The organism is Shewanella sp. 5_MG-2023, from assembly GCF_030547465.1.
In the GTDB taxonomy this organism is placed as follows: domain Bacteria; phylum Pseudomonadota; class Gammaproteobacteria; order Enterobacterales; family Shewanellaceae; genus Shewanella.
The window spans coordinates 21,357-46,228 of record NZ_JAUORC010000021.1; the positions used below are offsets into that span (position 1 = coordinate 21,357).

Genomic DNA, 24,872 nt, shown 5'->3' on the forward strand with positions numbered 1-24,872 from the left:
TTTATTGGGTTATCGGTAATGAAAAGTCTGTTTGTTGGTGACTTTTTATTACTGGATTATCAAGGAGAGTCAGATGCTAATCATACGACCGATTCGTGGCAGTGATTACGAAGCACTTTACAAGGTCGCCGTTGAATCGGGTCATGGGTTCACTTCCCTGCCAGTCAACGAAGAGCTATTACGCTCTAAAATCGCTAGAGCTGAAGCTTCTTTTTCCAAGCAAGTTGAGAAACCTTTCGATGAAGGTTATTTGATGGTGCTTGAAGATTTAAAAACCAATCAAGTTGTCGGTACCTGCGGTATTGAAGCCGCTGTCGGGATGGAAGATGCCTTTTATCATTACCGTTTAGGCACTGAAGTCTATCATTCTAAACAAATCTCAGTTCGTAACGAAGTGGAAACACTGACGCTTTGCCATGACTACACTGGCGCTGCAGAGTTATGTACGCTGTTTTTAAATAAAGAATATCGCAGAGGCTATAACGGCCGCATGCTTTCTCGCTCGCGTTTTTTATTCCTCGCTCAACATGAGCAACGTTTTGGCAGCACTGTAATTGCTGAAATGCGCGGCGTAAGCGATGAAAAGGGTGATTCACCTTTTTATGAGTGGTTACAAGATCATTTCTTAGGCATTGATTTTGTCGAAGCCGATTATTTATCGGGGTTAGGTAAAAAGGCCTTTATGGCTGAAATGATGCCAAGAAGCCCGATACATGTATGCCTATTGCCAAAAAAAGCACAAAAAGTGATTGGCGAGGTGCATAGAAATACTAAACCTGCGCTGAAGTTATTGCAGGCTGAAGGCTTTAAATTTAGAAATTACGTCGATATTTTCGATGGTGGTCCAACAGTGGAGTGTGCGCTAAGCGACATCCGCGCCGTGAGTCAAAGCCGTCTACTTACGGTCACTATTGGAAAGATGCCTCATGCCGATCATCAATATCTTGTCGCCAATACCTTGTTAGCGGATTACCGCGCAACAGCGGCAAGAATTTTAGTTTCACAAGAGCATGATAACGTCACCTTAAGCCCACAATTAGCTGAAGCGCTAATGGTTGAGCAAGGCCAGCAAATTCGCGTATTAGAACTGTAGGAAACAGCAAATGACACAATTTATCAAAGGCCAATGGTCTAATGGCGAAGGTCATGAAGTTACATCACTTAATCCAGCTAATGGCGAAGTTATCTGGAGTGGAAAAACGGCAACAGCAGCGCAAGTTAATACAGCAATTGATGCCGCAAGAAGCGCACAGTTTGACTGGTTTATGCTGGGCTATGAGGCGCGTTTAGCCATTGTTGAAGCGTACCGCAGCGAACTTGAAGCGCACAAAGCAGAGCTTGCAGAAGTGATAGCCCAAGAAACCGGTAAACCTCAGTGGGAAACCGCCACAGAAGTGGGCGCTATGATAGGCAAAATTGGCTTATCAGCTGCAGCGCATGATAAGCGTACTGGTACAGAAACTAATGACATTCCTGCAGGTCGCGCCGTTTTACGTCATAAGCCGCACGGCGTTGTTGCGGTATTTGGCCCTTATAATTTCCCTGGTCATTTACCCAATGGCCATATAGTTCCAGCCTTACTTGCGGGTAACACCGTGGTGTTTAAGCCATCAGAGCTAACTCCGAAAGTCGCTGAAGAAATGCTAAAACTTTGGGACAAAGCAGGTTTGCCACAAGGTGTGATTAACTTGGTTCAAGGCGAGCTTGAAACCGGTAAAGCATTGGCCTCGCACCCGCAAATTGATGGACTATTCTTTACCGGTAGTTCTCGTACTGGTCACTTGTTGCATCAGCAATATGCAGGGCATCCTGGCAAAATTTTAGCCCTTGAAATGGGGGGTAATAATCCATTAATTATCAAAGACGTCACAGACACTAAAGCGGCCGTTCACGATATTATTCAATCAGCTTATATCTCATCTGGTCAACGTTGTACTTGTGCACGTCGTTTGTACATCCAGCAAGGCGCTGCAGGTGATGCGTTAATTGCTGAGCTTATTACCGCGATTAAGCAAATCAAAGTGGCTAGCTGGAATGCACAGCCGCAGCCATTTATGGGTTCGATGATTTCTGCAGCCGCAGCTAAAGGCATGGTTGCCGCGCAGGCTAACTTGTTGGCATTAGGTGCGACATCGCTTATTGAGCTTACTCACGTTGAAGCGGGGACTGGTCTAGTGTCTCCTGGGTTAATTGATGTGACAGCAATTGCAGAGCTGCCTGATGAAGAATACTTTGGTCCATTGCTGCAATTAGTTAGATACCAAGCCTTTGATGATGCCATTGAGATGGCAAACAACACGCGTTATGGACTTTCTGCTGGTTTGTTGGCGGATAGCCGCGAAGATTACGATTACTTCTTAGCCCGTATTCGTGCAGGTATCGTTAACTGGAATAAGCAAATCACTGGTGCATCTGGCGCAGCACCATTTGGTGGTGTTGGTGCATCAGGTAATCATCGTGCAAGTGCATTTTATGCTGCAGATTACTGTGCTTACCCTGTGGCTTCTGTGGAAGCGGATAGTGTTAGCTTGCCTGCGACATTAAGCCCTGGTTTATCTATCTAGTGATCTAGATTGCAATGAAGGCAATGACTTTTGGGTCATTGCCTTTTTTTAAAGAAGGATTTTATTATGCATACCGACGTTAACACTTTATTCGCCGCTTTATGGCAAGACTACATCAATATGACGCCCTCGGCGGCAAACATTCAGCAACTGTTAGGGCAGGGAAAACCGATCATTAACGATCATATTGCCCTGCGTACCTTTAATATTGAAAAAGTTAACCTTGCTGTATTGGCGGCTCATTTTGAGTCGCTTGGTTATGTTGCCAGTGGTGATTATCACTTTGAGCAGAAAAAGTTGGTTGCCAAGCATTTCGAGCATCCCGATCCGCATCAGCCTAAGGTGTTTATCTCTGAGCTGTTAGTGGAAGAATTTAGCCCTGAAGTGCAAAGCATTATCCATGGTTTAGTTGATCAAGTGGATGCTGCGGCGACAACTGCGGATAGTTTTTTATATTCAGGCTGTCATTGGCGTGTCGATATCGCCACTTACAAAACCTTATTGGCAGAAAGCGAGTACGCAGCTTGGGTTGCGGCCATTGGTTATCGCGCTAACCATTTTACGGTTTCCATTAATGAGCTGCCTGATTTTGAAACCATTGAATCAGTCAATGAAACCCTAAAAGCTGCTGGCTTTACCTTAAACACCGCTGGTGGTGAGATTAAAGGTTCAGCTGAAGTGCTATTAGAGCAGTCATCAACGATGGCAGATCGCATGGCGGTCAGCTTTGCAGATGGCGAACTTGAAATTCCAACTTGTTTCTATGAGTTTGCCCGTCGTTATCCGATGGCTGACGGTGACCTGTATACTGGTTTTGTCGCCGCGTCTGCTGACAAAATCTTTGAAAGTACTAATGCTGTCAAATAATGCTGCTAGCTAAGTCGGTAGAATTGCGTTAATTTTACCGCTAATGAAAATGCCAAGTAAGTCAGTTTATCTGGCATTTTTCATTGTTAAGTTGCAAGGTTTTAGTACGCCATTAAGGGATTATGTTACGGCGCTACCATCTGGGGTGGTATTGGCAAATATAATGCAAACATGTAAGCCTTTTAACACATCACCACGCTCGAACTTGAGTTGATAACCATATTGCTCAACAATTTCTTTTACAATGGATAACCCCAGCCCATGGCCTAACACGGCTTCATCTAAACGTTTACCGCGATTGGTCAGTTGGCTGATTTGATCGTCATTGACGCCGGGGCCATCATCTTCGATACACAGGGTTAATGTTTGTTGCTGCTGAGATACCGTCAAATTGACCGCTGAATTTGCCCACTTGTAAGCGTTATCTAATAAATTACCAAACAGCTCCATACCATCTTCACGGTGTATCGGCAGGCGACTTATGTCATCGCTGACATCAATGCTGCAATGAATGTTTTTATGGTGATGTACTTTATCTAGAGTGCTAATGAGCGCCTCAAAATCACGTGGCACCACCATTTGCGCTGCTGGCAGCATATCACCAGTAATTCTAGCTGCAGTGAGCTTACGTTCGATCATGTTGCGGATCAGGTCTAATTGCTGCTGCATGGCTTCAGCCGCTTGCGGGTTTGATAAACCCAATACTTCAACTTGTTGCTGCATCACGGCTAATGGGGTTTTTAGGCCGTGGCTTAAATTACCTAAATTATTTCTACTGCGCTCAATTTGATTAGCGGTGTAATCTAATAATTCGTTATAGGTTTCAGCTAAAGGTTTTATTTCAACTGGAATCTTGGTGACTTCTAGGGCATCGATTTCACCTTGGCGTAATTTGGCCAGTGAATCTTGAATGTGTTTAACTGGCTTAAATGATTGGCGTAGAATGATAAAAATACCGCCAATCATTGCCAGTAGCATGGCGATATTAATCGCCAACTTAGTGCCAAACACTTCACTAAAGACCCGCCGGCCAATACTTAAGTCTTGAGCAACCGTAAGGGTGGCAACTTTATCGCCATTGATTGAGCCTATACCAATCGATAATAACTGCATGTCATTATTTTTTGGCCCTTTGGCTTGCCATACCCGGGTTTGATCATGCTGCAATAATTCGATATCTAATTGCACATCCCATAGAGAACGGGAGCGGATCACTTGATCATCGGAGTTAAATTGAAAGTATCGACCTGAATAGGCGGGTTTGTAAAAGCTGGAGAGTTGGTTTTGGTCGATGATAATTTCACCAGCATTGATATGGCTGGCGATAATGATGTGTTCTAAATCTTCTTCGAGACGATTGATGATAGAGTCATGAAACGCTTGTCTTAACATGGACTCAAATAATATGAGTCCGATGACGGTGGCAATAATGATTAAACCGCTAAGCCATAAACTTAGCTTACTGCGGATTGATATCATTCAACAATGCCGTGAAAAATATACCCTTGGCCACGGCGGGTTTCAATGGCGGTTTTACCAAGTTTTTTACGTAAATGGGTAACGTATACTTCAACCACATTTGATTCTTTTTCATCGTCAAATTGATAAAGCTTATCGGTAAGTTGTGCTTTTGAGAGTAATTTCTTTGGCGACATTAAAAATATTTTTAATAGTCTAAATTCCATGGCGGTTAATTCGTAATGCTTGTCACCGATATGCACTCGTTGCTCTGACTCATCAAGGGTAATGCCACCATAACTCAACTGCTTTGATGAGGTATTAAGACGGCCATGGGCACGATGAATAAGTGCCTGAACTCGCGCTAACAGCTCTTGAGCATGAAAAGGCTTACCAAGGTAGTCATCAGCCCCCGCATTAAAGCCTTCGACCTTCTCGTGCCACTGACTGCGCGCAGTAAGCATAATCACCGGCGTATCAATGCCTTTTTCACGCCAAGACTCGACGAGTGTTAAGCCATTACCGTCAGGCAAGCCAATATCCAAAATCACACAATCGTATTGAGTTTCTTTGATGAGGTAATCTGCTTCAACAGCTTTATCGGTTACATCAGTAACGTAGCCGGCTTGTTTTAGTTGTTTTTCAAGCTCAGCAACTAAGAGGGTGTTATCTTCAACGAGTAGCAGTTTCATTTATTTGGCATTCACTTGGTAGTTGGTCAATTGACTCTGGCATCCCATTTGTAGCATCGAGAAATAAATGGATGATATGCCCTTTTTTTATCTTTAACTGTAAATCATAACGCCATTTGTCATCCTCTTGATAGAGGCTGGCATCAATTAATTCACCCTGACAGTATTGTGCAAGTAAAGTGAGGGAATAATCAAGCGAACGAATGCTACCGGATGTAACTAAGCGTTGAACTTCATCATGTGGTAGCTCTGCAGTCATTGCTTGTGATGCTGGTGTTAGAGTCGATATAAGTAGACTGAGTAGTAATGCAGTCAGCAGCCTCATCAGACAGACTCCCATAAAAAAAGTGATAATTAGAATTGCTAATTATCACTTTAATTAATCACCCTTAAATCAAGCTGAAGCTTAACTTAACGAGTGCCATATACCACAATAGTTTTACCGTGAGCTTGAATAAGATTTTGTTCTTCAAGCATTTTTAATATACGGCCAACAGTCTCACGTGAACAACCTACAATTTGACCAATCTCTTGACGAGTGATCTTAATTTGCATGCCATCAGGGTGAGTCATTGCATCTGGTTGCTTAGCAAGGTGTAATAATGTTTGTGCGATGCGTCCAGCAACGTCTAAGAAAGCTAAATCGCCGACTTTTTGGCTAGTGCTGTGCAAACGGTAAGCCATTTGCGCAGTTAACTTCATTAGAATTTCAGGATTAACCTGAATCAGTTGCTTGAATTTCTTGTAAGAAATTTCTGCGATTTCACAAGGTTGTTTGGCACGAACCCAAGCTGTACGTTCAGCTTGTTCTTCGAATAAACCAAGTTCACCAATAAAGTCACCTTGATTAAGGTATGAAAGGATCATTTCTTTCCCTTCTTCATCTTTAATCAATACAGCGACTGAACCTTTAACGATGTAATACAAGGTATCAGACTCTTCACCTGCGTGTATCAAGGTGCTTTTCGCTGGGTATTTATGGATGTGACAGTGTGAAAGAAACCATTCCAAAGTTGGATCAGGTTTAGGCTTGCCAATCAGAGCCATGTGTATTTCCTCGATTGATAAAATGAAAGTAAGGACTATCTAATAAAGTAATTGTACTTGAGTTAATCGTGTAAAACTTTGATGAAGATCGAGTTTAACATTATGAAAAAACAGTCAAGTACGGTATTAAGTTATTAAATTAGAAATTTATTTTTGCAGCTGCACGCCACATTATTATCTAATTTAGCCTTGTCTGTTTTAAATGGCAAGTTGATGTTTCTTTAAAAGCATTGTTTTATCAGATTTTTATCAAGCTTTAGATTGAAGATGAACGATTTATTATGATTAATAGGGATTGGTTTATTGTAAAAATCCCCATTGGTGGTTATTGTTAATTTGATTATCAAAGTTGAATCGCTGCAGTACGAGGTTAGTTTGAAATATTCGCAGAAATTATTAAGTGTTGGCTTAGCCTGCTCATTAGGTTTATTGACGAGTGTCAGTGCGCCAGTCAGTGCCTTTTCAATTCCTCAATCGAAAGCATCTCAAGCGGCTAGTAAATTAGTTCATATCCAATTGCGGGCGGCGGAAGGCAATGCCGACGCACAATTTTTATTAGGGCTAATGAGTTTAGCGGGGCGATTTGTCGACCAAGATATTGATCAAGGCATTTATTGGGTCGAGCAAGCGGCGCTACAAGATCATATTAAAGCGCAGCAAACTTTGGCAGATTTAACCTTTGAAGGAAAGTTATTACCGCGGGATTTAGCGGTAGCAGAAAAATGGTACCAGTCTTTAGCTAAGCATGGCGATCCACGAGCTCACTTTCGATTAGGCTTTATTTACTCTGCTGGTGGCGATGGTGTAACCCGCAGTTGCGGCAAAGCTTTAGAGCAATTCACCCAAGCAGGTGACGAAATTGCGCTGGGGAATGTGGCGTGGATTTTAGCGACCTGCCCTGAAGAAGAGTATCGTAATGGGTCAAAAGCGGTGCAGCTTGCACTGCAATTGCTTGAAAGTAACGCTAACGATCCGACCAACTTAGATAACCTTGCTGCTGCTTATGCCGAAATGGGTGAGTTTGAACTGGCTGTTGATACCCAACAAAAAGCCATTGAAGCATTAAAGCAAAACCCAGAAGTTGCCCAGAGCGATGAATTTATCATGCGACTTGAACAATATCAGCAAGGCAGGGCTTATCGTGAAATCATTCCATTAATGAATTAAGCAATGTTTTGTTTGAATTGAAACGGCCAACAAGGCCGTTTTTTTGTGGCTAAATTTTAGTGCGCGTGGACAAATCATAGCTATTATTAGCTGATGATTAGAGTCAGTTTATTCATCACGACTAGGCGATCACAATGAATGGAATTGTAGATAATAAATTAAAGCTCTATCAGCTTACGGTGATATTTAGCTTACTGTTTTCGCTAATGGGATTCTCATATAACGTCTGGCGTATGGAGATAACAGAGCATAATAGCAATGTTAGAACAGCAAGTTTTGAAATGCTGCTAGAGCTAGCGCAATTAGAGCAATTGGTCTATGCGGCGCATTACGATAATGATACTGAATTAGGTAACCCTAGGGTGGGATGGGTCAAAGTGGGCTTAATTGAAGATTTAAGTTCATTAACCAATGATCAAGTCAGGCTTAAAGCACAAAATTTAACCTTGGTTTGGTCAGAACAATGGCAACAGATGCTAGAGAGCGAAGCTGCAAGTATGGAGATTACCGCTAAAATTGATTTGGTTCGGGCTGAGATAAAACGCTTACTGGTCTCGTTAAATTAACGGTTTAACAGGGCGAGTTGAAATGGTTTTAGTCTTAATTGAACGCGGCTTATAAGGGCGCTTCAAAGAGCAAGTGACAGGAACAGCGAATAATAGAAGCAGGTTTGCTGATATGCCCAAGTGCGCTAACAGATAAATAAGGGGGAATTAACACCCAAGAGCACATCAACTATCGTTCTTTCGCCTGAAGTCCCGACAGCGAGAATGATAATGGTTTAGGCTTAAATTAAGCTTAACCTGCCAAGTTTACTTGTATTACTTGTATTAGTTGTTGCTTATTCTGCTGGGCTAGCATCATCGAGCTGTTGTACTTCATCGGCAGCTGCTTTTTTCTGCATAATATCTTTAATCAGTGGGGTTAATATTAACTCCATTGCTAATGACATCTTGCCACCAGGCACGACTAAAGTATTGATGCGTGACATAAACGAGCCGTCAATCATTCTTAAGTAATAAGGAAAATCAACATTGTCAATATCTCTAAAGCGGATCACCACAAAACTTTCGTCTAAGCTGGGGATGTCTTTAGCGCTAAATGGATTGGAGGTATCAACTGTAGGAACTCGTTGAAAGTTGATATGGGTGCGAGAAAATTGTGGCGTCATATGCTTAATATAATCATCCATACTGCGCACAATCGAGCCCATGACTTTTTCACGGCTATGGCCTCTGTCTGAGGTATCGCGAATAATTTTTTGAATCCACTCTAAATTGACAATGGGCACCATACCAATCAATAAATCTACGTGCTTGGCAACATTAGCATCTTCAGTGACGACGCCGCCATGCAAACCCTCGTAATACAGCATATCGGTTTTTTCAGGTAATGGGTGCCACTGGGTAAATGTGCCGGGCATTTGGTTAAATGGCACCGCTTCATCAAAAGTATGTAAGTAGCTACGGGTTTGGCCTTGGCCTGTTTCGGCATAGCTTTTAAAGCACTCTTCAAGTTTGACGAAATTATTGGCTTCAGGGCCAAAGTAACTGAGGTTGTTATTTTCAGCCTGTGATTTTCGAATTAATACTTCCATCTCTGCACGGGTGAAGTTATGGAAACTATCCCCTTCAATAAACGCTGCATTAATGCCCAGCTGGCGGAAGATATGAGTAAATGCTGTGGTCGTTGTTGTTGTGCCTGCGCCAGATGAGCCTGTAACAGCAATAATGGGGTGTTTAATAGACATTTATCCTACCTAGATCAAACGTGAAGAAGTTAATTATGATGACAATTCAGTATTTTATAATCCGTTAGTCATTCACATTCACATGTTTCAACCTGAAGAAAAACAGACTCTATTTATACGGCTTGAAACGGGTTAGGTCAATCTTGCATTAAAAGAATGGCTCTTTGTCATCACTGTTTGGATGAATGATCTGCTGTTTTTGTCTAATGGCAATGGATTCATCTTCTTCGCTAAATTCAACGATGAGTTCGCCTTGTTTTAAAGCTTGTTTACATTGATTTATGGCATTTTGTAACTGAGCGTCATCGGTTTGGCCAAAAGAGCCATCTTCAATTTGGGTAAACAAGTACTCTTTAATTAAATTGTCTAATGTTGCTGGTGGCAGTTGTAGCAAGGCATCATAAGGAATAAGCATAATTAGCTCTTTAAAAAATGGATAATTCTTGATTCAAGGTAAAAACGTGGCTTCCAAGGAACGCCGCCGCTGATAAAGCCAACATGGCCGCCATTAGGGTGTAACTCGTATTCCACATGTTCTGATAATTCTACTGCCGCAGGAATGACATCATCGGTCATGAAAGGATCGTCTTGAGCATGGATAACTAAGGTCGACTTGCTGACATTTTTTAAAAAAGGCTTACCACTGGCTCTTTGGTAGTAATCATTAACGTCAGCAAAACCGTGTAAAGGAGCCGTCACTTTATCATCGAATAAATAAAAGGTGCTTAATTGCTGAATTTGCGCTTCAGTGACGGGCATTTTCTCAACCAAATTGCTTTGCAGTACTTTGCTGTGCATTTTGGCTTGCAGTTGCTTTATTAAATGCTGCTGATAAACTTTTGAAAAGCCCTTTTCTAATTTTTTAGCACAGGCTGCGAGCCACAAAGGCGCTGAAACAATTATGGTTTTTTCTAGCAAGCTTTGCTCGCCTTGTTCACCTTGATATTTTGCCAGTACATTGCCGCCTAGGCTGTAGCCGACGGCATACAGTGGTGATTCTGGGTACTGCTGATGTAACTGAGTTAGGGTAAAGTGAATATCTTCGGTGTCGCCACTATGGTAACTTCTGGCTAACCGATTTGGCTCGCCTGAGCAACTACGGTGATGATGGACAACAGCGCATAAGCCATGGTTTTGGGCGGTTTGTAGCATACGCCTGACGTAGTGTGATTCACTACTGCCTTCAAGTCCATGGAGGATCACTAAAATTGGCTGGCCATTTTGCGGCTTGCCTAACCAATCCAAATCAATAAAATCACCGTCAGTCAGCTCTTGGCGCTGTCTGTGGGTGTCTGGTTTGGCCACCTTAAATAAAACAGGTAAAATCGTTTGAATATGAGGACTTACTGCCCACCATGGTGGAGTGAAAATCTTTTTCATAAGGGTATGTATAGTGCAATAGTTTGTGAATGTTCAAACGTATGTTTAAATGTTGTTAGCGACCACTTTATCACAGATGTTTGCAGCAAGGGATAACTATGAAACGAAGAACCTTTTTGGCTGGCGCCTTTACCGGTACCGCTGCGCTGGCCTTGGGTGTGAGTTTATACACCCCAGACATTACCGATCATCCTGATGAAAATCATCGTTTACTTTTTAATGTGCTAATCCCTATTTTTATGGATGGCACTTTGCCAGAAGTTGCTAATTATCGCGAAGCCTTTATTAATCGTACCATAGTCGCGATTAATCAAACCATCAGTGTGCTGCCTGATGATCAAAAAAGCGAGATTAATCAGCTATTAAATCTACTTGAGAGCCGGATGGGTTTATTGCTGCTAACGAGTAGCCTGACGCCATTGATGCTTCGCTCTGCTGATGAGTTAGTGTTGATGCTAGAAGAGTGGCGCCATCATTTTCTGCAAATGCTGCAAACTGCCTATCTTGGCTTACGGGAATTAGTGCTATCCAGTTATTATGCCTGCCCAGAGCATTGGGGACGGTTACATTACGCTAAACCCACTTTTTTGACCGCCTAATTTTCTTTGATGTAAACCGTGTTTAGGAGTGAGACTTGGCCGCTAATATTATTGACCCCATTACAGAAGGTTTAAAAGCCGGCTGGCAACATATTGATGCGAGTAAACTTGAAAACGATCAGCATTTTGAAGCAGACGTAGTGATTGTCGGCACGGGCGCGGGGGGCGGAACGGCAGCTGAAATCCTCACTCAAGCGGGTCTTAAGGTCATCATGGTTGAAGCTGGACCACTTAAATCGTCCAGTGATTTTAATATGGAAGAGCGCCGTGCTTACCCTGATCTATATCAGCAAGCAGCAGCGATGAAAACCGCTGACAAAGGTATTGGTATTTTTCAAGGTCGCAGTGTGGGCGGCTCAACGACGGTTAATTGGACCACCTCAATTCGTACACCTGAGCAAGCCTTAGCATTTTGGGCCCAAGAAAAGTCAGTTAAAGGCCTATCGTCAGAAAGCTTATTGCCATGGTTTGAAAAAATGGAAACGCGGCTAAATATCAGCGAGTGGCAATTTCAACCTAACCGTAATAATGCGGCCTTAAAAGAAGGCTGTGAAAAACTCGGTTGGGAATATACGGTGATCAAACGTAATGTTAAAGGTTGCTGGAATACAGGTTATTGCGGTATGGGGTGCCCGGTCAACGCTAAGCAGTCTATGCTGGTCACCACCATACCGAGTGCCTTAGAGCAAGGCGCTCAGTTAATATCAAACGCTAAAATTACTGATCTACAGCATAAAGCCGATAAAGTGACTGGTTTAACCGCCAGAGCGCCTCTTGCTTCAGGCCATGGCGCGACTCTGACTTTTAAGGCGAAGCACTATATTCTTAGTGCGGGTGCTCTTCATACGCCGACGATTTTAATGCGTGCTAATACCCCAGATCCTTATCAGCTTTTAGGTAAAACTTTTCTTCATCCTACTTTGTTATCAGGCAGCATTTTTGATAAGCAAATTGATGGCCATAGCGGCGCGCCGCAATCGATATATTCCGATGAATTTGTATGGCGTGATGGCGCTGCTGGAGAGCTGGGTTATAAATTAGAAGTGCCCCCGATCCATCCAGTATTAATCGCATCAAAAACCATTGGTTATGGTCGTAGTCATGCCGAGTTAATGACCCAGTTTAACAATTTACAGGTGATGATTGCCTTAGTGCGTGATGGCTATTCGGCTCAGTCTCCAGGTGGGCAAGTACGCTTAACTGATACCGGCTTTGCGTTAGATTATCCGCTACAAAAACCTTTTTGGGATGCGGCGAGAAGGGCGTTTGCCACTATGGCAGAGCTGCAATTTGCTGCAGGTGCTAATGCCGTGTTGCCCATTAATGATGGTGTTGGCAAGCAGCTTAACTGGCAACAAGCCAAGCAAACCATTGCCACTATGGATATTGGTTTATTAAAAACCATTGTAGCCTCTGCCCATGTAATGGGCGGTTGCGCTATGGGAGAAGATAAAACCCTATCGATGGTCAATAGTGAGGGGAGCTCCCATTATTTTGAAAACTTGTCAGTTATGGATGGCTCCATGTTTCCAACTAGTTTAGGTGCTAATCCGCAGCTATCGATTTACGCGATTGTGGCCCGAAATGCGACCTTATTGGCAGAGCGTTTAAAGCCGTCAGTTAAGGTTTAATGCTATGTGATTTTGTTAGTCTGCAGCGGTATTAAATTGCGTGTAAATTTTTAAAATCATCATGGTTAATCCCGAATAATGATAAGTAGTTATCGGTATTTTCATTTGCGCAATGCTGATTCGCTTTAATCTCTGGGGTAACAGTGTTGAGTTTTGTTAGTAGCATTTGCTGGGATTTACGTTCCAGCATTAACTCAATGTCGAGCATCTGCTGATATTCATTAGCTTTAATATGCTCTTTCGCTAAACGGCGCAAGGTGCGATAAGGGTTAACGACCTTGGTGTCCCAATCGTTTATGGTAGCCGCTAACGCTTGCCATTGGACTAAGGGCAGTAGATAGCCTTTTTTATCAAGGTATTGCGCCAGTAGCAGCATGTTAACATTCACTTGGTAAGCATCCTGAAGGCTGATGTAGCGCTTAGGTTCAATAGCGTATTGGCTTTCACATTCTCGCCATAGTAATGAATTAAACTGCTGCACTGATCCTATCCCTTGTTATCTGCATTATGAATTAACCGATACCAAACTCTTGTTCGATGATTTCAATTTCTTCTTGTAGCTCAAACCAGTTCATTTCACTTTCGTCCATTGATTGGGTGAGCGTGGTTCTTTCATTGAGTACTTTGGTCATTTTAGCTTTATTTTCAGCTTCATAAAGTGAACCATCAGCTAACTCTATTTCTAATTCTGCTAATCTGGCAGTGATTTTTTGTTGCTCAGTTTCTAACTTTATTTGTTTTTTACGCAGTGGCGATACTTTTTGTCTTAGCTCTGCTTCAATGCGTTTTTGCTGCTTTTTATCAATACTTGGAGTTGCCGAGCTATCTTTACTGCTATTGGACTGAGCCGCTTTAGCCGCATCTAATAACCATTGATGATAGTCATCTAAATCACCTTGGAATGGTTTAACAGCGCCTTGGTCTACTAAGTAGTAATCGCTACAGCTTAAACGTAAAAGATGTCGATCATGTGACACAATCACCATCGCACCTTCAAATGTTTGCAGCGCCATGGTCAATGCGTGACGCATTTCTAAATCCAAGTGGTTGGTGGGCTCATCGAGTAACAGTACGTTAGGACGCTGCCAAACTAATAGCGCCAACACTAAGCGCGCTTTTTCGCCACCAGAGAACGGTCTAACGGGGGCAAGTGCCATATCGCCATTAAAACCAAAACCGCCGAGAAAGTTTCTAAGTTCTAGCTCTTTTGCGTTAGGCGCTAATCGCACCATGTGCTGTAACGGGGTATCATCAAGACTTAAAAATTCAATTTGATGCTGAGCAAAATAACCAATATTCATTCCTGGATTAGGTTGGTATCTACCCGTTTTGGGTTGTAATTGACCCGATAGCAACTTAATTAAGGTTGATTTACCCGCGCCATTTCGGCCCAGCAAGCCAATACGTGCACCTGGTACTAAGTTAAGCTCCACTTCGCTAAGGATGGTTTTATCATCATAGCCAATAGAGACTTTCTCCATAGTCACTAATGGGTTAGGCAAGGCTTCAGGCTCACGAAATGCCATGTGAAATGGGCTGTCTGCATGGGATGGCAGTAAGTTAGCCATTTTCTCCAGCGCTTTTAAGCGGCTTTGGGCTTGTTTAGCTTTACTGGCTTTGTAGCGGAAGCGGTCAACAAAGCTCTGCATATGTGCCCGTTCTTTTTGTTGACGCTCATAGGCCACTTGCTGCTGCGCCATACGTTCGGCGCGGATCCGCTCAAAGGAGCTGTAGTTGCCTTTGTAGTAATTAAGCTTAGTATGTTCAACGTGAACAATTTCATCCACGATACCATCAATAAAATCGCGGTCATGGCTGATTAAGATCAGGGTACCTTGATAGGCCTTAATCCAGCCTTCTAGCCAGTACATGGTGTCTAAATCTAAATGGTTGGTGGGCTCATCCAGCAGCAGTAAGTCTGAGCGGCACAACAGTGCTTGAGCAAGGTTGAGTCGCATTCGCCAACCACCTGAAAAGCTCTTTACAGGATTGCTTTGCTCCGCTTCGCTAAAGCCTAGGCCTGCCAACAATGAGCCGGCGCGAGATTTAATCGCATAGCCGCCAATCGCATCAATTTTACCGTGGATGAGGGCAATTTTATGGCCGTCATCTTCATCTTGAGCTTTGTTTAATTGAACTTCAAGCTCTCGAAATTCACTATCACCATCAAGCACATATTCCAGTGCAGACACCTCTAGCGCAGGCGTTTCTTGGGCTACAGTGGCTATTTGCCAACCAGCAGGAAGGCTAAACTCACCCTTGTCAAGTTGTAACTGCCCCAAAATCAACGCTAACAGGGTTGATTTTCCGGTTCCATTGGCCCCGACCAGTCCCACTTTATGGCCCGGGTAAACGGTAAGGTTGGCATCATCGAGTAAGGTTTTAGTTCCGCGAATGAGCTGAGCTTGGCTGATGTTGATCATGAATAGCAACTTGATTGGAGTGAATACGTAAAGTGCAGTGATAATAACGTATCCCAATGCTGAATGACATTTTATTTCTGTGAAATAGTGAGACGCTTTGGCTGAAATCATGGCAAAATAGCGTCACAGGAATTGCACAATTACATTAGAAAAATAACAACATTATGCCAAAAATTAAAAAGCGCTTCGTTGCAGGAGCAAAATGTCCTAAATGTCACGCCCAAGACAGTATCGTATTATTCAAAGAAAATGGTATTGAAACTGTGGAATGTACTGATTGTGATTACCGAGAGCAACAAACGGAAGCTAAAGTGGCTGAAAAAGCCAATGGCAATATGATCGGAGTATTTAAGCCAGATTAGCGGCTGGAGTAACTGGCTTTGCTTCTCAAGAATATTGAGTTTGGCCTAGTGTTTAAGTTGATACTGGCTGTTTAAGTTGAGGCTAGCTGGTGAGGTCGATAATCAGTACTTAGCTAAAATGAAAGCGACTAAAAATCACTTTTAGTCGCGGCTAGCCTTCTTTTTGTGTCAGTGATGTTGGCGCATCACTTTCTTCGATGATTTTCTTTTTATGATCAGTTAATACGATGATAACTTGACGATTATTGCTCATAAGCTCGTCAAAGCGTGAATTGATTTCTTTCAAATCTTTAATGTAATCAGGGTCATCTTTTTCTTTTTTATGCCAATAGCGATTACGATCAAGTTTTTGGATTTCACTGGCGCGCAGAATTTCGAAGTAGCTGTTTTCTTGCTTCAATCGATACACTTCACTATCAAGCAGCTGAATTAACTTCTCTTTTGAAATGGTTTTTTTCTTCAGTAGGGCTTTGAGCGGGTCTTCTTTAAGGACAACTTTATCAGAGTCGATTTCGGTAGTGATCCCTAATTGAAATTCGATTTTGTGCTGACGATACTCTTTCGGGCAGACAGTTTGACTAAAGACGACGCGTTCATCTTTCATGCACTTATAAATGCCATTGGCTGATGCGATAGGGCTTGCAATCAACGCTAGCAAAATGAATGTTTGTAATAGTCTACTTGGCATGCGGCCACAGATCCTTTTGTCTAACCGATATCGTATCAACTTAGGTGTTGGGTTTATATCAGAAGGTTACCGCTTGGAGGCTCAATATCCATTGAGTTCCGCTGGTTGTTAATTATTATAGTCGGTTATTGCTGTAATGCTTTGGCATACTTTTTAACTATGGCTTAATTTTGGTGAGAATGCCAGTTTTTTGACGCTGGTTTTATAATGTAATAGTAAAAAATCACTATAAATTTGTAATACTTAGTGGGCAGTGGGTTAAGTCTTACACTGTCAATGGCGAATGGCTTAACGACTAAAAGTAAGGTTATTGATTCGGTGAGGTTTTCGCCAAAATTCAGTAATAAGTATTACAAAGTGATGATATGTTTCTGATTTAGCAATTACGATCGTAAGGCTTAGTGAATCCTCTTCTAAGTATTACTATCGAACAAGCCAACTAGCGAATGACTTAACGGCTAAAACTCAGGTTGTCGATTAGGCGAATATTGGCTAAAAAGGGCAGTAAAGCGAATTTCAAAATAACTATCTATTTGGATTAAAAATCATAATCATAATCAGAGTCAGCAATTAGACTAGTAAGACTTAGTGAATTCTCTTCTAAGTCTTACTAACGAACAAGCCAATGGTTTAACGACTAAAAGTTAGATTGTCGATTAGGCGAGTATTGCCCAGATAGGCCGCGACAAGTATAACAAAATGGTTATCTTCAGCTGTCACTGGGGCTAAAGTCGCTGCGTTTCTTACCGCTAAAAAGTCCATTTTAAAACCTGCATCAATGAGCTGTTGTTTAGCTACTTCAATGGCTAGCTCAATGGTTTCTCCAGCGGTCACTTGAGCGGCAACATAATCCATTACCTTCTTTATGCTTGTGGCTTGGATTTTTTGCTGGGCAGATAAATAGCCATTTCTAGAGCTCATAGCGAGCCCTGATGCTTCTCGAACAGTGTCGATGCCGATGATGTCGATAGGCAGAGATAAGTCTTCAACCATGGCGGTGATGACCATCAACTGTTGATAATCTTTACGACCAAATAGGGCGATATCCGCTTGAACAATATTAAATAGTTTACAAACTATGGTTGCCACACCGCGGAAGTGTCCGGGACGACTGGCGCCGCAAAACTCTTCGCCTATTTTAGGTACTTCAACAAAGGTCTGATTCTCTAAGCCTTTAGGGTAAATAATCTCTGGTGTCGGTGTGAATAGTAGCTCTGCACCCGCATTAATCAGTGCATTCTGATCATCTGCTAGGGTGCGCGGGTAAGCTGCTAAATCTTCATGTTGTCCAAACTGCATTGGATTAACAAAAATAGACACCACCACATGATCGGCTCTTTTAAGCGCTTCAGTAACTAATCTAATGTGACCTTGGTGTAAATTGCCCATGGTTGGCACAAACGCAACGGTTTCACCTTGCATATGCCATTGCTTTACTTGCTTTCTAATCTCAGCAATATTCGCGGTGGTGATCATCATTTTTACCTAAACTATTTATCCAAAATATCTATCGATTTAATTAATTGGTTCACTATTAATTAAATGAGTGTTCATCAGCAGGGAAACTGCCATTGGCAACTTCTTCGATATAGGCTCTTATTGCCGCGCGTATTTCGCCAGTTTGCTTGAGGTAGTTTTTAGAAAACTTTGGAATGTAACCACTGGAGATCCCCAGTACATCATGCATGACCAAAATTTGGCCATCAGTATCAGGACCTGCACCAATACCAATTACCGGTATGGTAAGCGCTTCAGAGATTTTTTTCGCGAGTGCAGTTGGAATGCATTCAACTACTAATAATTGCGCGCCAGCGGCTTCTAAAGCTTTGGCATCATCAATCATACGTTGGGCTTTATCTTCTTCTCGGCCCTGAATTTTAAAGCCACCAAATACGTGTACTGATTGCGGAGTTAACCCAAGGTGAGCACAGACAGGAATACCGCGTTCAGTGAGCATTTTAACGCTTTCAAGTAGCCATTCACCACCTTCCATTTTTACCATGGTTGCACCTGCTTGCATTAGGGTGCTGGCATTGCGCATGGTTTGTTCCGGTGTGGCGTAACTCATAAAAGGCATATCTGCGATAAGTAGGGCGCGTTTACAACCGCGGCTGACGCTGGCGGTGTGATAAGCAATGTCATCAACGGTCACAGGTAAGGTGTCATTGTGGCCTTGGAGCACCATGCCTAAGGAGTCGCCAACAAGAAGCACATCGACACCTTCGCTATCAAATGCGCCGGCAAAGCTGGCATCATAAGCGGTAAGGGCGGTAAATTTTTTACCTTCTTGTTTGAATTTTATCAGGGTTGAGCTAGTGACTTTTGACATAATAAACTCTGCAAAGAAATCATATTCAAATAATGGAAATACACTCTGAGCTACCATTACAATGGGTTAAATTTGAATTAACTCAGCTCGCATTTCAGTGGTAATAAGGTGTTGTAATTTAGTGTTACATGGTAGCACTAAATCGGCAGCAATATCTGCCAGTGGTATTAGCACAAAACTGCGTTGTTTCATGCCGTAATGGGGGACTGTTAATCTCGGTAAATCAACCATTAGCTCGCCATATAATAAAATATCGAGATCTAATGTTCTTGGTCCCCAGCGCAAATCTCTCACTCTACCTTGCTCATTCTCAATGGCCTGAAGGGCATCAAGTAAATCGATAGGGCTAAGAGTGGTGCTAAAGCTAACTACGGCATTGACATAGTCAGGTTGCTTTACATCGCCCATTGGTCGTGAGCGATAATAATGAGAGACCTTTATATGATGATCTTGCCCTAAGCTTTTTATTGCAGTAACTGCATTATCTAATTGCTGCTCTGGGTTTTCAAGGTTAGCGCCAAGGGCAACAAATACCCTTGTTGCCTTTTCAGCGGCTTTGGTCGCCCTAGTGTGAACCTTAAGTGGTTTATGACTCATTGTTATTCTTGAGTATTAGCAGGCTTTGGAGCTGGCTTAGGCTTATTAGGGCGTCTACGTTTACGCTGCTGGGCGTTACGATTTCTGCTTGGGCCATTCTTGTTACCGCTTTTGGCGATATCAGTACGTTGTTGCTCATCGGCTTCAACAAATGACTGCCACCAATTGGCAATTTTACCAATATTGCCCGCTTCGGCTTCGCCGCGCAGTAATAATAAATCATAAGCAGCGCGGAATTTAGGGTGCTCTAATAATTTGAAGGCACGGGTGCCTTGGCTACGTTCTAGACGCAATTGTAGCTGCCAAATATCTTTTGCTGGAGTACTGAAGCGGCGTGGAATGCTAATGGTGCGACATTGCTGCTCCATCACATCACCCATAGCGGCAACATGAGCATCGTAATGACTTAAGCCACTTTCTAAGGCAATATCATCAGCACGTTGCTTGAGTGGATACCACAATAATGCCGCATAAAAGAAGGCGGGCGTTACCGGTTTATCTTGGCTGACGCGTAAGTCGGTACTGGCCATGACTGCCGTTAGCATTTTAGCGGTATTGCCACTGGGTTGCTCTTTGATTAACGCAGAAATTTGCGGAAATAGCGGCGCAAATAAACCAAAATCTTGCATCATGTTGTAGTTAGCTTCTGCTTTGCCAGCAAAAAATAACTTTAGCACTTCTTCGTACATACGCGCTGCAGGGATATCTTTTAATAATGGCGCTAATTCTTTTATTGGCGCAGCCGTTACCGGCTCAATGGTCATATCCAGTTTGGTAGCAAAGCGCACCGCACGTAACATCCGCACCGGATCTTCACGGTAACGAGTTTCAGGATCGCCAATCAGCTTGATGACTCTAGCATCGATATCATGAATACCACCGCCGTAGCTGTGGATAGAGTAGTCGCTAATGTCGTAATACAGGGCGTTAATAGTAAAGTCGCGACGTTCAGCGTCTTCATCTATTTCACCGTAGACATTGTCACGAAGTAGACGACCTTCAGCATTGGATTTGGAAATTTTGTCATCATTTTCATTGTGATGACCACGGAAGGTGGCGACTTCGATAACATCACGGCCAAAAACAATGTGTGCCAATCTAAATCTGCGGCCCACTAAGCGTGAGTTTCTAAAGAGCTTTTTAATTTCTTCAGGGGTCGCATTGGTGACCACATCAAAATCTTTCGGCTCCATACCTAATAGAATGTCACGAACACCACCGCCAACTAGGTAAGCTTTATAGCCAGATTTACTGAGTCTATAGAGTACTTTTAACGCATTTTCACTTATTTGGCGTCGAGAAATAGTATGGGCATCTCTGGTGACAATGTCCAAACGCAGGCCGTCATCTTGGCTTTGTGGCTCAATGACAGGAGTGGTTTTATTGTCTTCAAACAGCTGTTTGCAGAATTGACTTATACGGCGAAAAATAATACACCTCGAACGACATTATTAAATGGTTAAAAATCTGGCGGCTATGATATACCAAATGTTACTGAATGAGTATATCACTGCTCAATCAGAATCTCAGATAGTTGTGGAATTTGGCTAATCGCAAATTGCTCTGCGGCCTGTTTTAGCATGACATCGACATCATCAATATCAACTTGTTGTTGCCCAAGAAAGCGCAATGCGGCATTGATGCTGGCTTGGGGACGTTTTCGATCAATGGCATTAGCATAATTTTGCTTTGATAATTTAAACCCTGGCTTGGTGCAGGCTAAAGGTAGATGCAGCCAATTGGGGGAGTTAAAGCCCAAAATATTATTCATGCTTATTTGGCGGCAGCTGGTTTCCAGTAGATCGCAGCCTCTGACTATTTCAGTGATCTGTTGAAAGGCATCATCTAACACCACAGCTAATTGATAGGCGTAAAGGCCATCACTGCGTTTGATGATAAAGTCTTCAGCCGCAAAGCTGTGCTTTACCGTGACACTTCCCATCACTAAATCAGTAAAATGTTCAACCTGGGCGCTATTTCTGATACGAACGGCGCCTTGGGTTAATCGAGGGCGTAGCTGACCACAGCGGCTGTCATAAACGCCGCCCATTTGTTGAATTTTTTTTCGAGTGCAATGGCAAAAATAGCTAAGATCTTCTTTTAAGAGCTGCTCAATATGCTGCTGATAGATATCAAGCCGATGGCTTTGAAATAGCTCAGTATCATCCCAATGCAGGCCATAAGCCTCTAAGGTGGTCAATATATCACTGCTTGCACCAGCCACTTCTCTTGGTGGATCTATATCTTCAATCCTGACGAGCCATTTACCCTGTTGCTGTTTTGCCCGCAGGTAACTGCCAAGGGCTGCAATAAGGGAGCCAAAATGTAACGGGCCAGATGGGGACGGAGCAAAGCGACCAATATAAGCGGATGAGTTCAGCGACATAGCTTTTGCCTCGATTTATTGGTGTCGACATAAAAGGTTACTGCTTTTATGCCATAGCCGATAAACAAGTTCTGTTAATCCTAAAAGTAAAAATCAAAAAATACAAAAGGCGAGAATAATCTCGCCTTTTGGTATCAATACTGCCCCGCCTCATAAATAGCAAGCTAGCAGTTTTGCTGTGTGACAAATGTATGGGCTATATTAGCCAGCCATTTGTCTTTCTTTTATTTCTGCAAGCGTCTTACAATCGATACATTGATCAGCTGTTGGACGTGCTTCTAAACGGCGAATACCGATTTCAACACCACATGAATCACAGAAACCGAAATCGTCTTCTTCAATTTTTTGTAGTGTTTTTTCAATTTTCTTGATCAGCTTACGTTCTCTGTCGCGTGCTCGAAGCTCTAAGCTAAATTCTTCTTCTTGAGCTGCACGGTCAACAGGATCTGGAAAATTAGCAGCTTCATCTTGCATATGGTTCAAGGTGCGATCAACTTCTTCGCGTAACTGATTACGCCAAGCGTCTAAGATGATCTTAAAATGAGAGCGTTGCTCTTCACCCATATACTCCTCGCCAGCTTTCTCCTGGTAAGGTTCTACACCTGCGATAGCGAGTACGCCAAGTTTTTTGGTGCCTTCAGGCATAACGCATCTCCTGTAATAATTAGTGATTTTATGTGCGTCTAAAATTTATGGCCGCTATCTATAGCAGAAACACTAGAGCGTGGCAAATTATTTGATTAGTAAGTTATACTTTTTTGAACTAAACAATGACTTTGCACTTACGAGTAATTTTGCTGGATAGCGCCGACAGTTCGGTTTGATATGCTAACACTTCAACCCCACTGTTAACTGCTTGCTTTAATAATTGTGCATATTGTGGATCGATATGCGCAGCAGCTTGAACGAGATTAATGCCGCTATGTTGGACGACAAAAAGTAATACCGCTCTGTGACCTAGACTAGCCATATGCATTAACTCACGCAAATGCTTTTGTCCACGAGTGGTAACTGAGTCAGGAAAGTAGCCTACTGCTTGCTCTAATAATGTACAGCTCTTTATCTCAACGTAACATAAAGGTTTAGTTTCATCACTGAGTAAAATGTCGATACGACTATTTTCATCACCATATTTCACTTCTCTTTTTAGTGATGCATAACCGCTAAGTTCAGTAATGACACCATTACTAATCGCCTCTTCGGCTAATGCATTGGCGCGGCCGGTATTAATGCCAATTAAATGATTGTCGGGGGTGGCACTGAGCTCCCAAGTATTTGGGTATTTTCTTTTGGGGTTATCTGAGCTGGAAAACCAAACTGTTTCACCGGGAAACAAACAGTTTTTCATCGAACCAGTATTGGGGCAGTGAATGGTGATTTCGCTACCATCATCAAGTTGCACATCGGCCAGAAAACGTTTGTAACGCCTCAATAAAGTACCTTGTTGTAAGGGAGGGCTAAAGTCCATTAAAAAGAATGCTCCTAAAATTATTTATTAACAATTATTTTTACTAAATGATGCTGAATTAGTCACGTTCATTTAGTGATTTACAGTACACTTAGCTTATTGGTTATCTAAGTTACAACGCAAGCATAACAAGGACATTACAATGGAAATTATGACGATTACCCTAACACGAGAAGCGCCACAGAGCCTTTGGGGTAAAGCAGATGTGAGCTTTCAAGGCCATCAAGCGCTGATCCATTTATCTGCAGCAGATGAATTACGTCAAGTACAAATGGCGGCTAGAAAAATTCGTAGTCAGGGTATTAGCAAGGTGCAGCTTGACGGTGAGTTATGGAGCCTTGATTCGCAATGGGCTTTTTCTCAAGGTTTTACCACGGCCAAAGGCCCATTTGAAGTACTCTGGTGTGGTGACGTGAGCACTCAAGCCACTTTATCTCATCGCTTTGAAGCGGCAAGTTTCGCGCGCAAATTAGTTAACGAAACCCCTGAAGAATTGTCTCCGGTTATTCTTGCCGAGCACGCAGCAAACTGGCTCAAAGACATTGGTGGCGACAAGGTCAGTTTTGATATTTTTGAAGGCCAAGAATTACTCGAAAAACAATGGATTGGTTTACATGCGGTTGGCCGTGGCAGTGAGCGTCCGCCAGCGATGCTAGTGCTTGATTTTAATCCACTCGCAGCCGATGCCAAAGTATCCACCGCTCTTGTGGGCAAGGGCATTACCTTTGACTCTGGCGGTTACAGCATTAAGCCTTCAGAGGGCATGCTGGATATGAAATGCGATATGGGCGGCGCGGCAACAGTGACAGCAGCGCTGGGTCTAGCCATGAAAGCCGGTCTGAATAAGCGGGTTAAATTGTTTCTGTGTTGCGCCGAAAACCTCATCAGTGGCCATGCTTACAAGTTAGGTGACATCTTAACTTATAAAAATGGCGTTACCGTTGAAGTGGTTAACACCGATGCTGAAGGGCGTTTAGTGTTAGCTGACGGGCTGCAAGCAGCATCAGATACTGGAGCAGAATTAATTATTGATGCGGCAACACTGACAGGTGCGGCGATTATGGCTGTGGGCAATAATTACAATGCGATATTTTCACCGCAAATGGAAACCTTGCAATTAGCACAACAAAAAGCGGCCACTGTTGCTGAAAATGTCTGGCCATTGCCATTGGATACTTGGCATAAAGATATGTGCCCTTCACCTTATGCAGATACCGCCAATAGTCGCGCAATGAAAGGCGGCGGTGCAGGCGGCGCGTCAAATGCAGCAGGCTTCTTATGGCGCTTTGTGAGCCCAGAAGTTAACTGGTTGCACATGGATTTAGCTGGTGCATATGCATCATCGGCTACGCCATTATGGAGCGCTGGCGCAACAGCTCATGGAGTATTGACCATCGCGGCAATGTTAGAGCGATAAAGCCTATAACTCTTCAGGTTTTAGCTATAGATTCGAGAAACGAAAGC

The 24,872-nt window shown here is 42.9% G+C and carries 26 protein-coding genes; 9 read left to right on the plus strand and 17 right to left on the minus strand.

The annotated features are described in order from the left end of the window. Positions 1 to 73: 73 nt before the first annotated feature. The 3 genes from astA to Q4557_RS13480 all read left to right on the plus strand — a co-directional run bounded on the left by astA (position 74) and on the right by Q4557_RS13480 (position 3,431). Positions 74 to 1,093 (plus strand): arginine N-succinyltransferase, encoded by a 1,020-nt coding sequence (gene astA, locus Q4557_RS13470; protein WP_102439921.1) that lies wholly within the window; start codon positions 74 to 76, stop codon positions 1,091 to 1,093. A gap of 10 nt (positions 1,094 to 1,103) precedes the next feature. After that, entirely contained in the window at positions 1,104 to 2,564 is a 1,461-nt protein-coding gene (gene astD, locus Q4557_RS13475) for a succinylglutamate-semialdehyde dehydrogenase (protein WP_102520643.1), read from the plus strand. A 66-nt stretch (positions 2,565 to 2,630) separates the two neighbouring features. After that, positions 2,631 to 3,431, plus strand: coding sequence for a DUF1338 domain-containing protein (locus Q4557_RS13480; RefSeq protein WP_303413330.1), 801 nt, complete (start codon positions 2,631 to 2,633; stop codon positions 3,429 to 3,431). Between the two features lie 120 nt (positions 3,432 to 3,551). On the opposite strand, the gene Q4557_RS13485 is transcribed toward Q4557_RS13480, so the two are convergent. The 4 genes from Q4557_RS13485 to crp form a co-directional block, all read right to left on the minus strand. Next, positions 3,552 to 4,910 carry an ATP-binding protein gene (locus Q4557_RS13485; protein ID WP_102475915.1) on the minus strand — a complete coding sequence of 453 codons (1,359 nt, stop codon included), beginning with the start codon at positions 4,908 to 4,910 and terminating at the stop codon, positions 3,552 to 3,554. Then, positions 4,907 to 5,581 carry a response regulator transcription factor gene (locus tag Q4557_RS13490; protein WP_102439917.1) on the minus strand — a complete coding sequence of 225 codons (675 nt, stop codon included), beginning with the start codon at positions 5,579 to 5,581 and terminating at the stop codon, positions 4,907 to 4,909. Before Q4557_RS13490 ends, Q4557_RS13485 begins: the two co-directional genes overlap by 4 nt. After that, positions 5,562 to 5,906, minus strand: coding sequence for a PepSY domain-containing protein (locus Q4557_RS13495; RefSeq protein ID WP_076538976.1), 345 nt, complete (start codon positions 5,904 to 5,906; stop codon positions 5,562 to 5,564). The genes Q4557_RS13490 and Q4557_RS13495 overlap by 20 nt, the downstream gene beginning before the upstream one ends. An 86-nt stretch (positions 5,907 to 5,992) precedes the next feature. Then, positions 5,993 to 6,628: a cAMP-activated global transcriptional regulator CRP gene (gene crp, locus Q4557_RS13500; protein WP_076538973.1), complete on the minus strand. Its 636-nt coding sequence runs from the start codon at positions 6,626 to 6,628 to the stop codon at positions 5,993 to 5,995. Positions 6,629 to 7,003: 375 nt separating this feature from the next. Between crp and Q4557_RS13505 the strand changes: the two genes are divergently transcribed. Further along, positions 7,004 to 7,795, plus strand: coding sequence for a tetratricopeptide repeat protein (locus tag Q4557_RS13505; protein ID WP_102439961.1), 792 nt, complete (start codon positions 7,004 to 7,006; stop codon positions 7,793 to 7,795). A gap of 134 nt (positions 7,796 to 7,929) precedes the next feature. Then, entirely contained in the window at positions 7,930 to 8,361 is a 432-nt protein-coding gene (locus Q4557_RS13510) for a hypothetical protein (protein ID WP_102475916.1), read from the plus strand. A 275-nt stretch (positions 8,362 to 8,636) separates the two neighbouring features. On the opposite strand, the gene Q4557_RS13515 is transcribed toward Q4557_RS13510, so the two are convergent. The 3 genes from Q4557_RS13515 to Q4557_RS13525 form a co-directional block, all read right to left on the minus strand. Next, complete coding sequence (locus Q4557_RS13515) at positions 8,637 to 9,545, minus strand: phosphoribulokinase (protein WP_303413335.1); 909 nt, start codon at positions 9,543 to 9,545, stop codon at positions 8,637 to 8,639. Positions 9,546 to 9,693: 148 nt separating this feature from the next. Beyond that, positions 9,694 to 9,960 carry a YheU family protein gene (locus Q4557_RS13520; protein ID WP_102439914.1) on the minus strand — a complete coding sequence of 89 codons (267 nt, stop codon included), beginning with the start codon at positions 9,958 to 9,960 and terminating at the stop codon, positions 9,694 to 9,696. Between the two features lie 2 nt (positions 9,961 to 9,962). Continuing rightward, the gene (locus Q4557_RS13525; protein ID WP_303413338.1) at positions 9,963 to 10,925 is read right to left on the minus strand and encodes a hydrolase; all 963 of its coding nucleotides are present in this window, start codon (positions 10,923 to 10,925) and stop codon (positions 9,963 to 9,965) included. A gap of 98 nt (positions 10,926 to 11,023) precedes the next feature. Here Q4557_RS13525 and Q4557_RS13530 point away from each other — a divergent pair, with 98 nt between their 5' ends. Both Q4557_RS13530 and Q4557_RS13535 read left to right on the plus strand, forming a co-directional pair. Beyond that, entirely contained in the window at positions 11,024 to 11,524 is a 501-nt protein-coding gene (locus tag Q4557_RS13530) for a TAT leader-containing periplasmic protein (RefSeq protein ID WP_102439912.1), read from the plus strand. 35 nt (positions 11,525 to 11,559) lie between these two features. Continuing rightward, positions 11,560 to 13,155 (plus strand): GMC family oxidoreductase, encoded by a 1,596-nt coding sequence (locus Q4557_RS13535; RefSeq protein WP_102439911.1) that lies wholly within the window; start codon positions 11,560 to 11,562, stop codon positions 13,153 to 13,155. A gap of 31 nt (positions 13,156 to 13,186) precedes the next feature. On the opposite strand, the gene Q4557_RS13540 is transcribed toward Q4557_RS13535, so the two are convergent. Together Q4557_RS13540 and Q4557_RS13545 are read right to left on the minus strand one after the other, a co-directional pair. Continuing rightward, complete coding sequence (locus tag Q4557_RS13540) at positions 13,187 to 13,636, minus strand: TIGR02444 family protein (protein ID WP_241901101.1); 450 nt, start codon at positions 13,634 to 13,636, stop codon at positions 13,187 to 13,189. A gap of 31 nt (positions 13,637 to 13,667) precedes the next feature. Then, a complete protein-coding gene (locus tag Q4557_RS13545; RefSeq protein ID WP_102439909.1) occupies positions 13,668 to 15,578 on the minus strand; it encodes an ABC transporter ATP-binding protein in 1,911 nt (636 codons plus the stop codon). Between the two features lie 164 nt (positions 15,579 to 15,742). On the opposite strand from Q4557_RS13545, the gene Q4557_RS13550 reads away from it, so the two are divergent. After that, positions 15,743 to 15,940 carry a YheV family putative zinc ribbon protein gene (locus tag Q4557_RS13550; protein WP_198589351.1) on the plus strand — a complete coding sequence of 66 codons (198 nt, stop codon included), beginning with the start codon at positions 15,743 to 15,745 and terminating at the stop codon, positions 15,938 to 15,940. Positions 15,941 to 16,091: 151 nt separating this feature from the next. On the opposite strand, the gene Q4557_RS13555 is transcribed toward Q4557_RS13550, so the two are convergent. From Q4557_RS13555 to sfsA, 8 genes are all read right to left on the minus strand, one after another. Then, on the minus strand, positions 16,092 to 16,628 hold the full coding sequence (locus tag Q4557_RS13555) for a DUF4124 domain-containing protein (protein WP_102439907.1): 537 nt from the start codon (positions 16,626 to 16,628) through the stop codon (positions 16,092 to 16,094). A gap of 630 nt (positions 16,629 to 17,258) precedes the next feature. After that, on the minus strand, positions 17,259 to 18,104 hold the full coding sequence (panC, locus tag Q4557_RS13560; protein ID WP_102475920.1) for a pantoate--beta-alanine ligase: 846 nt from the start codon (positions 18,102 to 18,104) through the stop codon (positions 17,259 to 17,261). A gap of 58 nt (positions 18,105 to 18,162) precedes the next feature. Further along, positions 18,163 to 18,957, minus strand: a complete 795-nt coding sequence (panB, locus tag Q4557_RS13565; protein ID WP_102435750.1) for a 3-methyl-2-oxobutanoate hydroxymethyltransferase — start codon at positions 18,955 to 18,957, stop codon at positions 18,163 to 18,165. Between the two features lie 66 nt (positions 18,958 to 19,023). Continuing rightward, on the minus strand, positions 19,024 to 19,554 hold the full coding sequence (folK, locus tag Q4557_RS13570) for a 2-amino-4-hydroxy-6-hydroxymethyldihydropteridine diphosphokinase (RefSeq protein ID WP_102435714.1): 531 nt from the start codon (positions 19,552 to 19,554) through the stop codon (positions 19,024 to 19,026). 2 nt (positions 19,555 to 19,556) lie between these two features. Further along, positions 19,557 to 20,894 carry a polynucleotide adenylyltransferase PcnB gene (locus Q4557_RS13575; protein WP_303413405.1) on the minus strand — a complete coding sequence of 446 codons (1,338 nt, stop codon included), beginning with the start codon at positions 20,892 to 20,894 and terminating at the stop codon, positions 19,557 to 19,559. A gap of 167 nt (positions 20,895 to 21,061) precedes the next feature. Then, the gene (gene gluQRS, locus Q4557_RS13580) at positions 21,062 to 21,940 is read right to left on the minus strand and encodes a tRNA glutamyl-Q(34) synthetase GluQRS (protein WP_102435718.1); all 879 of its coding nucleotides are present in this window, start codon (positions 21,938 to 21,940) and stop codon (positions 21,062 to 21,064) included. 201 nt (positions 21,941 to 22,141) lie between these two features. Continuing rightward, positions 22,142 to 22,585, minus strand: a complete 444-nt coding sequence (gene dksA / locus Q4557_RS13585) for an RNA polymerase-binding protein DksA (protein WP_102435720.1) — start codon at positions 22,583 to 22,585, stop codon at positions 22,142 to 22,144. A 118-nt stretch (positions 22,586 to 22,703) separates the two neighbouring features. Continuing rightward, positions 22,704 to 23,408, minus strand: coding sequence for a DNA/RNA nuclease SfsA (gene sfsA, locus Q4557_RS13590; RefSeq protein WP_102435722.1), 705 nt, complete (start codon positions 23,406 to 23,408; stop codon positions 22,704 to 22,706). Positions 23,409 to 23,550: 142 nt separating this feature from the next. Between sfsA and pepB the strand changes: the two genes are divergently transcribed. Next, positions 23,551 to 24,825: an aminopeptidase PepB gene (gene pepB / locus Q4557_RS13595; protein WP_102435724.1), complete on the plus strand. Its 1,275-nt coding sequence runs from the start codon at positions 23,551 to 23,553 to the stop codon at positions 24,823 to 24,825. Positions 24,826 to 24,872 lie beyond the last annotated feature (47 nt).